We start from the raw sequence: 9,703 nt of genomic DNA, 5'->3' as shown, positions 1-9,703 counted from the left end.
TAGAATACCTGCCTGTCACGCAGGGGGTCGCGGGTTCGAGTCCCGTCCGTTCCGCCAACACTGAGAGAAGAAAGGTTAGAATACCTGCCTGTCAGCTCTCAAGGGATGTTCTGGGTCGCAAGCCCCGTCCGTTCCGCCAACCTCTTCATCGAAGTGCTGATGAAGTTGTATAAAGCCAAGTGTTTTGGGCGAATAGCTCAGTTGGGAGAGCATCTGCCTTACAAGCAGAGGGTCGGGGGTTCGAACCCCTCTTCGCCCACCAAAACGCGGAGCGGTAGTTCAGTTGGTTAGAATACCTGCCTGTCACGCAGGGGGTCGCGGGTTCGAGTCCCGTCCGTTCCGCCAACACTGAGAGAAGAAAGGTTAGAATACCTGCCTGTCAGCTCTCAAGGGATGTTCTGGGTCGCAAGTCCCGTCCGTTCCGCCAACACTGAGAGAAGAAAGGTTAGAATACCTGCCTGTCAGCTCTCAAGGGGTGTTCTGGGTCGCAAGTCCCGTACGTTCCGCCAATACTGAGAGAAGAAAGGTTAGATACCTGCCTGTCAGCTCTCAAGGATGTTCCGGCTCGTTGGCCTTGTACGTCCGTCCACACGTTACACCCATACCTGTTCTGGGCGAATAGCTCAGTTGGGAGAGCATCTGCCTTACAAGCAGAGGGTCGGGGGTTCGAACCCCTCTTCGCCCACCAGAACATCCTGCCTGTTTTAGACCTCATTTATCTCCTTGTATCAAATACCTGTACCTGATCGCCGTCTACCGACGAAAGCTGAATGGCTCCTGGCTGGGCTGAACTGATAGTCTGTTGTCAAAATCTGTTCGATGTGATTTCGGAATCCGTCCTTGCTTGAATCTGCCGAAATAGTGTTGCAGCCGCTACGCTCCCGTTTATATGACCGGTTTCGGGTTGAAGTGTCTGTGCTGCGTCTTGATGCCATCCATCCGCTGCTGAGCGGCAACAAGTGGTTCAAGCTCAGGCCTGCGCTTGAGCAGGCACGCAAACTGAGATGTCCCATCCTCAGCTTCGGCGGTGCCTGGTCCAACCATATCCACGCTCTGGCCTATGCGGGTTTTCAATCAGGTGTTGAAACCGTTGGTATCATTCGTGGCGAGCCTGAATATGCAACCAATGCCATGTTGAGCGATGCGCGGCGGTGGGGCATGCAGCTGCAATTCGTTGATCGAAATACTTACCGCTTGCGCGACCGTGAAGAATATCGGCACCAGCTGTCACTGGCGCATGGCGGTGCCCTGGTTGTGCCCGAAGGTGGTACTACGTCAGCGGCCGTTCATTCCGTAAGCGAGATATGGCAGTTGCCGGTTATGCGTGAGCAGGGCGCTGACCTGCTGCTGACGGCCGTTGGCAGTGGTGGCACTCTCGCAGGGCTGGTGGCCGGAAAGCCTGAAGGTACCCGTGTGCTGGGAGTGCCGGTACTCAAGTGCGGGTCTGAAATGGTCTCAAGGATCAATGCATTGCTCGGCAGTGCCGGTTATGCTGGCAGCAGTGGCTGGGAGTTGCTGGAAGGGGCTCATCGTGGCGGCTATGCGCGGCTGGATGCAGAGCTTGCAGCCATGATTGAACATGTCGGTGAGGTACACCGGCTGCCATTTGATCCGGTCTATACCGCAAAGCTGGTGATGGCATTCAATCGATTGCTGTTGGCCGGGCAGGTCGTGGCGGGCAGCAAAGTGGTGCTGGTGCATACTGGCGGGCTGCAGGGCGTTCGTGGTCATCAAGCCAGGCTTTCAGCGCTGGCGCCTGCCTTTAGCGGGCCTCTGGCCGTATAATGTGAGCACATACACCTAAAGATCCTATCGGGAGAGCAGGGCTGGCATGGATAACTTTCGTAACATCGGTTTGATCGGGCGCCTCGGCAGCAAATCTGTCATTGATACCTTGAAGCAGCTGATCCGCTTTCTGGATGATCGAGGGTTGAACGTCATACTGGACCAGTCCATCGCCGAGGTGATGCCGGGTCATGGCCAACAGGTTTGCAAGCAGAAGATGATGGGAGAGATCTGTGATCTTGCCATTGTCGTAGGAGGTGATGGGAGTCTGCTGGGTGCCGCTCGCTCGCTGGCACAAAGCAAGATTCCGGTACTGGGTATCAATCGCGGCAACCTGGGTTTTTTGACGGATATTCCGCCACAGGACTTTGAAGACAAGCTGATACAGGTTTTGTCCGGTCGCTACACGGTGGACTCTCGTTTTCTGCTGGATGTGGAGATCAAGCGCAACGGCGAGCCGATCGCTGAGATGACCGCCTTGAATGACTGCGTGATTCATCCCGGCAAGGCGACCCGAATGATACAGTTTGAGCTGTATATCGAGGGGCAGTTTGTCTATACCCAGCGTTCGGACGGATTGATCGTATCGACGCCGACCGGCTCAACAGCCTACGCTCTGTCGGCGGGCGGTCCGATCATGCATCCCAAAATTGATGCGCTGGTGCTGGTGCCGATGTTTCCTCACACCCTCTCCAGTCGACCGATCGTGGTTGATGGTAACAGCGAGTTGAAAATGGTGATCAGCGAAGACAACAAGACCTATCCCGCGATCTCCTGTGATGGCCAGTTGAACCTCAGTCTGGCACCGGGGGACAGCATTACGATCCGCAAGAAATCGCAGAAACTGAAACTGTTGCATCCGCAGGATTACGATTTCTATCGCACCTGCCGCGAAAAACTGGGATGGAGTTCCAAGCCCGGTCAACAGGAGTGAAATGTGAAAAGCCAGGGCTATGATCTGATCGGTGATGTGCATGGCTGTGCCCTCAGCCTGCGCATGTTGCTGGCCCGTATGGGGTATCGGCAGGTCAACGGTGTCTATCGTCATGCTGATCGCAAGGCCATTTTTATCGGCGATATCATTGATCGCGGGCCACACATACGTGAGGCACTGCATATTGTCAGGGATATGGTTGACGCCGGGCAGGCCGAGATCGTGATGGGTAATCACGAGTACAACTATCTCTGCTACATGACCCCTCATCCGGACCGGCCCGGTGAGTTTCTGCGTGAACACACCCCACGTCACCAGCGTATTCTGCAGCAAACGCTTGAGCAGCTTTCACCCTGGCCGGATGAGCAGCAGGAATACATGGACTGGTTCCTGCAGCTGCCACTGTTTCTTGAATTCGATCATTTCCGGGTGGTACACGCCTGCTGGCATCAGGGTCTGATTGACCGCTTCCGACAGCAATATGGCGGCAATCAAATCACGCACGATTTTTTATGTCGTTCTGCCATCGAAGACAGCTTCGAGTGGGAAGTGATGGATCGGCTGCTGCGTGGTACTCATTTGCGCCTGCCCAATAATGAAGTGATGGTAAGCAAGGATGGCTTTCGGCGTCACTTTTTCCGCACCAAGTTCTGGATGCCCGATCCGCAGTATCTGGTGGATGTGGTGTTTCAGCCAGACCCGCTGCCGGCTCACCTGGCCCGCCTGCCCATTACCGAGCGGCAGCGGGAGGACCTGATCTACTATGGTCCGCAGGAAAAGCTTCTGTTTATAGGTCATTATTGGCGGGAAGGCGTGCCACGACCTGTTACGGACAATATTGCCTGCATTGATTTCAGTGCGGTCAAGTATGGCAAACTGGTTGCCTACCGGCTGGACGATGAAACCCGCATTGATCCGGACAAGTTTGTCTGGGTCGATGTGGCGCGGGAGGTTCATCTGCCCCAGTCCGAGATCGGTGCCTCATGATTCCGGCCGTCGAATCACCTCTGAACGAGGATCTGACCGAATTTACCGCGTTCCTGTGGCAACATGGTGTGTCCCATCGTGTGGTCGAGGAGGGTGAGTGGCAGCGGCTTTATGTCAGTCCCGAATTCAATCCCGGCCAGGTGCATGAGCTGTACGAATACTGGCGTGGCGGTGGCAACCTGGATCAGGTCGAAATTCGCTCCCGAAAACGGGCGATACGGTCTGTCAGCTGGCGTCGCATTCCGGTTACCTTGTCACTGATAGCGTTAAGCGCGCTGTTCAGTCTGTTGATCGGCTTCGGCTCCGATCTGCAGCAGATGGCGCTGTTCAGCTTTACCTCCTTTGAAGTGTTCGGCCAGCAGGCACGCTGGCATACGCTCGAAGCCATGCTGACGACTGGTGAGCTGTGGCGACTGATCACGCCGATCTTCATGCATTTCAGCGTTCTGCATATCATGTTCAATCTGCTCTGGGTCTGGATTGTCGGCGTAAGAGTTGAGCCGGAACAAGGCAGCCTGACATTCCTTGGTCTGGTGCTGTTCAGCGGCGTGCTTTCCAATCTGGCTCAGTTTGTTGTCAGTGGCCCGATGTTTGGCGGCATGTCGGGTGTGGTGTTTGCCTTGCTGAGCTATGCCTGGCTGTGGGACCGGTCGGGGTTGCAACCTCGTATTGGCCTGCCGCCCGCGCTGATGGGCTTCATGCTGTTCTGGTTGGTACTGGGGTTCACCGGTGTGTTGCAGGGTGTCGGCTTTGGCGCCATAGCCAATACCGCCCATCTTGCCGGGCTGCTTGCCGGGCTGCTCTGGCTGTTGCTGGTACGATTTCTGGGCAGGCGTTCCGGCTGAGCACTGTGCTAAAATCCGAACATCCAATTCAGGAGATGCTAATGACTCTGGACAAAATGATTGAGGCGATGACGCCGGATATCTACCAGTCACTGCGCCGCGCAGTGGAGCTGGGCAAGTGGCCCAATGGTGAGCGTTTGACCCAGGAGCAGCGCGAAACCAGTCTGCGTGCCGTGATTGCCTATGAGCACAAGCGTAATATGCCTGAAGATCAGCGAGTCGGCTTTATTGACCGCACCCGCCCTGATGGCAAGCAGCATGGCAGTGACCCGCTGCAACCCCAGGTGCTGAAGATTCTTGCCGATGGTTGATACCGTACTCACCCCTGCTGCCGGCGGTCTGCGCAAGATGCGTACCCGGCTGGAGCAGCCCGTTCACTATCAGCTGCTGATCGGTGATGAGCAGGTTGATCTTAACGCGCTGATCGGCAAGCCGATCCGGCTGGTGTATCAGCAGGAGATCAACTGCCTTCACTGTGGCCGCAAGACGAAAAAAAGCTTTAACCAGGGCTACTGCTACCCCTGCTTCACCCGCTTGCCCCAATGTGACAGCTGTATCATCAAGCCGGAGAAGTGCCATTTCCACGAAGGAACCTGCCGTGATCCGGCCTGGGGCGAACGCCATTGTTTCCAGCCCCATGTGGTCTATCTGGCCAACTCTTCCGGTCTCAAGGTCGGTATCACCCGAGGTGAACAGGTTCCCACACGCTGGATTGACCAGGGGGCCATTCAGGCGCTGCCGATTCTCGAGGTCGATAACCGCCTGCATTCGGGGCTGATTGAACAGATCATTGCGGCCCACGTCAGTGACAAGACCAACTGGCGCACCATGCTCAAGGGGGGAAACCCGGGTATCGACCTCAAGGCGGAACGTGATCGTTTGCTTGAACTCTGCGCTGATGAGCTCAATCAGTTGCGTGAGCGTTTCGGTGAAGCGGCAATCCGCCAGCTGGAGGCCGACGTGGTCGAGATCGAGTATCCGGTAGACCAGTACCCGAGCAAAATCAGCACCCATAATTTTGATAAGGAACCGGAGGTATCCGGTGTGCTCCTGGGCATCAAGGGACAGTATCTGATTCTGGATACCGGCGTCATCAATATACGTAAATTTTCCGCTTACAAGGTACAGCTAAGCGTTTAGGCAGGAGTCGCAATGTCAGCTCAACAGCCCCATGCAATCTATCTGGAAGACTATCGGCCCCCCGCCTGGCGAGTGGAACGTACGACACTGCGCTTTGAACTGGAAGAAGAACAGGCACTGGTACGCGCCCAGCTGAGCATCAGCATCAACCCGGAAGCGGGCAGTCGCCAAGCGCTTGAACTGTTGGGTGATGACGAGATGGAGCTGCAGCGGCTGAGCATTGACGGCGAGGTGCTGTGTGCATCCGACTACGCCCGCGCCGATGGCCGACTGGTCATCCCAAACGTGCCTGACAGCTTTACGCTGGAATGTGTCACTCGGCTGCTGCCCCAGCAGAATACTGCACTGGAAGGCCTGTACAAGTCCGATGGCATGTTCTGTACCCAGTGTGAGGCCGAGGGCTTTCGTCGCATCACCTTTTTCCCCGATCGTCCGGATGTCATGTCGGTATTTACCACTACACTGGTGGCCGACAAGACCCGTTATCCTGTACTGCTGTCAAACGGTAACCCGGTTGCCTCGGGCGATGCCGATGGCGGTCGTCACTGGGTGACCTGGGAAGATCCCTGGCCCAAGCCCAGCTATCTGTTTGCGCTGGTCGCAGGTGACCTGGCGTTGCTTGAAGATCACTACACCACCGCTTCGGGCCGTGAAGTGGCGCTGCGCATCTATGCCGAACGCAAGGATCTGGACAAGCTGGACCATGCGATGGTCTCGCTCAAGAATGCCATGCGCTGGGACGAGGAAGTATATGGTCGAGAATACGATCTCGACATCTACATGATCGTGGCGGTGGACTTCTTCAACATGGGAGCGATGGAGAACAAGGGGCTGAACATCTTCAATACCTCCTGCGTTCTTGCTCACCCGCAGACGACCACCGATTCCGCCTTTCAGCGCGTGGAAGCGGTGGTGGCACATGAGTATTTCCATAACTGGTCGGGTAACCGTGTCACCTGTCGTGACTGGTTCCAGCTCAGTCTGAAGGAAGGCTTTACCGTTTTCAGAGATGCCGAGTTTTCGGCTGACATGAATTCACGCACCGTGAAACGGATAGAGGACGTGACTCTGTTGCGCACGGCCCAGTTCGCCGAAGATGCCGGTCCCATGGCACATCCGGTGCGGCCGGAGTCCTACATCGAGATTTCGAACTTCTACACCCTGACCGTGTACGAGAAGGGGGCGGAGGTTGTGCGCATGCTGCACACCCTGCTTGGGCCGGATCTGTTCCGCAAGGGCAGTGACCTCTATTTTGAGCGGCATGATGGCCAGGCGGTTACCACAGACGACTTCGTACGCGCCATGGAAGACGTCTCAGGTCGCGACCTGAGCCAGTTCCGCCGCTGGTACTCTCAAGCCGGTACGCCCAGGCTCAAGGTTTCCGATCAGTACGATGCCGAAACCGGTTGCTACGAGCTTCACGTCAGTCAGAGCTGTCCGCCGAGTCCGGGCCAGGAGCACAAGTTGCCCTATCATTTGCCGCTGGCCATGGGGTTGTTGGCCGATGATGGCACCGAACTGTGTGGTCGCGTGCTGGAGTTGACCGAAGAGGAACAGGTGTTCCGCTTTGAAGGTATCGCCAGCCGCCCGGTGCCCTCGCTGCTGCGTGGTTTCTCGGCCCCGGTCAAGCTGGACTATCCCTATACCGACCAGCAGCTGTTGATGCTGCTGCGTCATGATACTGATGGCTTTAACCGCTGGGATGCCGGCCAGCGCCTGTGTGTGCGCCTGCTGCAACAGCAGACCGAAGCCTGGCGCCGGGGCGAACCGATGCACTGTGAACAGGCGCTTGTCGATGCCTGGCGCGGCCTGTTGTGTGATGAGAGCCTTGACCCCGCGATGGTGGCTCACCTGCTGCGGTTGCCCTCTGAGGCACAGTTGAGTGAACTGGCGGATGAAATTGATGTCATTGCCATTCATGAAGCGCGTGAATTCATGCGTGCAGCGCTGGCGCGAGCGCTTGAGTCGGAATGGCTGGCAGCCTACCAGCGTTGTGATGCCGCCGCCGGTACCTATTCACCGGATGCTGCATCGATCGGGCTGCGCAGTCTGAAAAATCTGGCCCTTGCATATCTTATTGCCACGGGGAATGAGCCCTGGCTGGAACTGGCACGTCAGCAGTTCGAGCAGAGTGATAACATGACCGACCAGCAGGCCGCGCTCTCGCTGGTTGCACACTCGGGCTTTCACGAAGTGGGTGCCGAACTGCTGGAAGCGTTTTACCTGCAGTGGCAGCATGAGTCGCTGGTGATGAACCAGTGGCTGGCAATCCAGGCGTCCGATCCGGCTCCCGGGGCACTGGATCGGGTGGTAGCCCTGAGCCAGCATCCCATGTTTGATGCGCGCAATCCGAACAAGCTGCGTGCGTTGATCGGCGGCTTTTGTGGCCAGAATCTGGTGCAGTTTCATGCCGAAGATGGCAGTGGCTATGCCTGGCTGGCAGACTGGATTCTGAAGCTGGACCGTCAAAATCCTCAGGTGGCAGCAAGGCTTCTGACACCCCTGACTCGCTGGAAGCGTTATGAACCGGTGCGTCGAGCCTTGATGCGAGATCAGCTACAACGAATGATGGATACCGCCGAGCTGTCGGCTGATGTATATGAAGTGGTAAGCAAGAGCCTTGTCTGAACAGGGCCTTACAGTGCACCTGTTTGATGGTGCACACAATCGGAATAACAAACCGTGAAGGATAAGTAGATGGAACCCTATCTGAACGCCAGTGACAAATTCGATCTTCAGCAGAATTACCGCCGCTATCTGAAGTTCCATGATCAGTGCCAGTTGCTGAACGAAATACTCAAGGACGCCCGTGCCAGCCGAGTCTGGGTGGCCGGTGTGGTGCTGATGGTGTTTGCGCTGGGGTCCGAATTTTTCCTGGGTGCTGCGGCGGGTCTGTTCGGTCTCTATTTCTACCGTATTCTCTCGGCCTGGTATCGGCTGAGTCAGGTCGAAGAAAATGTTGAGGGGATTGAGCGCTGGTTTGCCAGCAAGGGGCTCAAGTTTGAAAGCCGGGTGCTGTACCAGCGCAACGACGACCAGCTGGAGCAGCCGCTCGATCCGTTCAACGAAGAGCTTTACCGCTGATCTGAAGCCATCCGATGCAGCGAGAATATCGACGCCTCAGCCAGCATACCCGCCACCTTCTGTCGTTGCCGGAAGGGCTGAACGTGGACTTCAAGCGTGAAACCCAGGCGGTGAAGGCGTCGGATCTGGTTGCCTTTGCCAATACGGCATTGGGCGGCACCCTGTTGATCGGTATCGATGAATATACTACAGAAGATGGCGTACAGCGGGGCAGGGTGGTTGGCTGTGAAGTGGATGACAAGGCCAGGCTGACGCTGGTCAACAAGGCCACCGGCTGTATACCCAATATCGATATCCTCATTTTTACTGAGAATCTGGCGGCGTCTCGGCCCATCTTCCGGGTCGAGATTCCTCCGGGGCAGCACAAGCCCTACTGTACCCAGCGCGGTGAATACTCCATCCGTACCGATGGTCGTAACCGGGCCATGTTGCCGGAAGAGCTGCTGGCGATTTTCATGGAGCGCGAGGGGGAGCTGTTCCTGTCTCGGTTTCGTCACGCCGTACATCAGCTTGAGCATCAGCTCGGCAGTGTCAGCCACGCCCTCAGTGATGGCATGTTGGGTGTGAGTGAACGTTTGCATGAACTTGATCACCAGTTGCAGCGAACCCTGTCACGCATTGAACAGCTCACGGACAGCAACAAGAAGCGCTCACGCAATCTGATGCAGGCCCTGCGGCAAAGCCAGGATGGCATCGTGCAGCTTGAAAACAGTATTGCTCCGGTCATTAATGACAAGGGCCAGCACCTGCTGCAGGATATCGAGCACAAGCTGGGAATGCTGCTGGATCTGCTTGATATCGACAGCAGTAACGGCAACGGCCACTGATCAACCTTCGTCTATGCCCCCGGTTAAGCTTGATCCGCGTCAAGATGAGGCGGTGAGACTCGTCTATAGTGAAGTAAAGCAAGCTGTAGCGGAGACACCAA

9 protein-coding genes and 3 tRNA genes are annotated in these 9,703 nt (G+C 56.5%); all 12 read left to right on the top strand.

Translation table 11 applies throughout. The features are described 5' to 3' along the window. The first annotated feature begins 186 nt into the window (after window positions 1–186). The 12 genes from ABIE60_RS07945 (at window position 187) to ABIE60_RS07890 (ending at window position 9,602) form a co-directional block, all read left to right on the top strand. Window positions 187–262: transfer RNA gene (locus tag ABIE60_RS07945), tRNA-Val, on the top strand. 6 nt (window positions 263–268) lie between these two features. Continuing rightward, window positions 269–345, top strand: a tRNA-Asp gene (locus ABIE60_RS07940). A gap of 267 nt (window positions 346–612) precedes the next feature. Then, window positions 613–688: transfer RNA gene (locus ABIE60_RS07935), tRNA-Val, on the top strand. A gap of 152 nt (window positions 689–840) precedes the next feature. Further along, entirely contained in the window at window positions 841–1,785 is a 945-nt protein-coding gene (locus ABIE60_RS07930) for a 1-aminocyclopropane-1-carboxylate deaminase/D-cysteine desulfhydrase (protein WP_354468898.1), read from the top strand. Window positions 1,786–1,831: 46 nt separating this feature from the next. Further along, entirely contained in the window at window positions 1,832–2,719 is an 888-nt protein-coding gene (locus ABIE60_RS07925) for an NAD(+) kinase (RefSeq protein WP_354405865.1), read from the top strand. A 3-nt stretch (window positions 2,720–2,722) separates the two neighbouring features. Then, entirely contained in the window at window positions 2,723–3,706 is a 984-nt protein-coding gene (locus tag ABIE60_RS07920; RefSeq protein WP_354468897.1) for a metallophosphoesterase, read from the top strand. Further along, window positions 3,703–4,551, top strand: coding sequence for a rhomboid family intramembrane serine protease (locus tag ABIE60_RS07915; RefSeq protein WP_354468896.1), 849 nt, complete (start codon window positions 3,703–3,705; stop codon window positions 4,549–4,551). The genes ABIE60_RS07920 and ABIE60_RS07915 overlap by 4 nt, the downstream gene beginning before the upstream one ends. A gap of 41 nt (window positions 4,552–4,592) precedes the next feature. Beyond that, a complete protein-coding gene (locus ABIE60_RS07910) occupies window positions 4,593–4,862 on the top strand; it encodes a YeaC family protein (RefSeq protein WP_206834709.1) in 270 nt (89 codons plus the stop codon). Then, window positions 4,855–5,691 carry a DUF2797 domain-containing protein gene (locus tag ABIE60_RS07905; protein ID WP_354468895.1) on the top strand — a complete coding sequence of 279 codons (837 nt, stop codon included), beginning with the start codon at window positions 4,855–4,857 and terminating at the stop codon, window positions 5,689–5,691. The genes ABIE60_RS07910 and ABIE60_RS07905 overlap by 8 nt, the downstream gene beginning before the upstream one ends. Window positions 5,692–5,703: 12 nt before the next feature. Continuing rightward, the gene (pepN, locus tag ABIE60_RS07900) at window positions 5,704–8,319 is read left to right on the top strand and encodes an aminopeptidase N (protein ID WP_354468894.1); all 2,616 of its coding nucleotides are present in this window, start codon (window positions 5,704–5,706) and stop codon (window positions 8,317–8,319) included. Window positions 8,320–8,388: 69 nt separating this feature from the next. After that, the gene (locus ABIE60_RS07895; RefSeq protein ID WP_354468893.1) at window positions 8,389–8,775 is read left to right on the top strand and encodes a hypothetical protein; all 387 of its coding nucleotides are present in this window, start codon (window positions 8,389–8,391) and stop codon (window positions 8,773–8,775) included. Between the two features lie 14 nt (window positions 8,776–8,789). Next, the gene (locus ABIE60_RS07890) at window positions 8,790–9,602 is read left to right on the top strand and encodes an AlbA family DNA-binding domain-containing protein (protein WP_354468892.1); all 813 of its coding nucleotides are present in this window, start codon (window positions 8,790–8,792) and stop codon (window positions 9,600–9,602) included. The last annotated feature ends 101 nt before the right edge of the window (window positions 9,603–9,703 follow it).

The sequence above is a fragment of the Marinobacterium sp. MBR-109 genome (genome assembly GCF_040547565.1).
Taxonomy (GTDB): Bacteria; Pseudomonadota; Gammaproteobacteria; order Pseudomonadales; family Balneatricaceae; genus Marinobacterium.
This window is presented reverse-complemented; position numbering and strand designations above follow the sequence as displayed.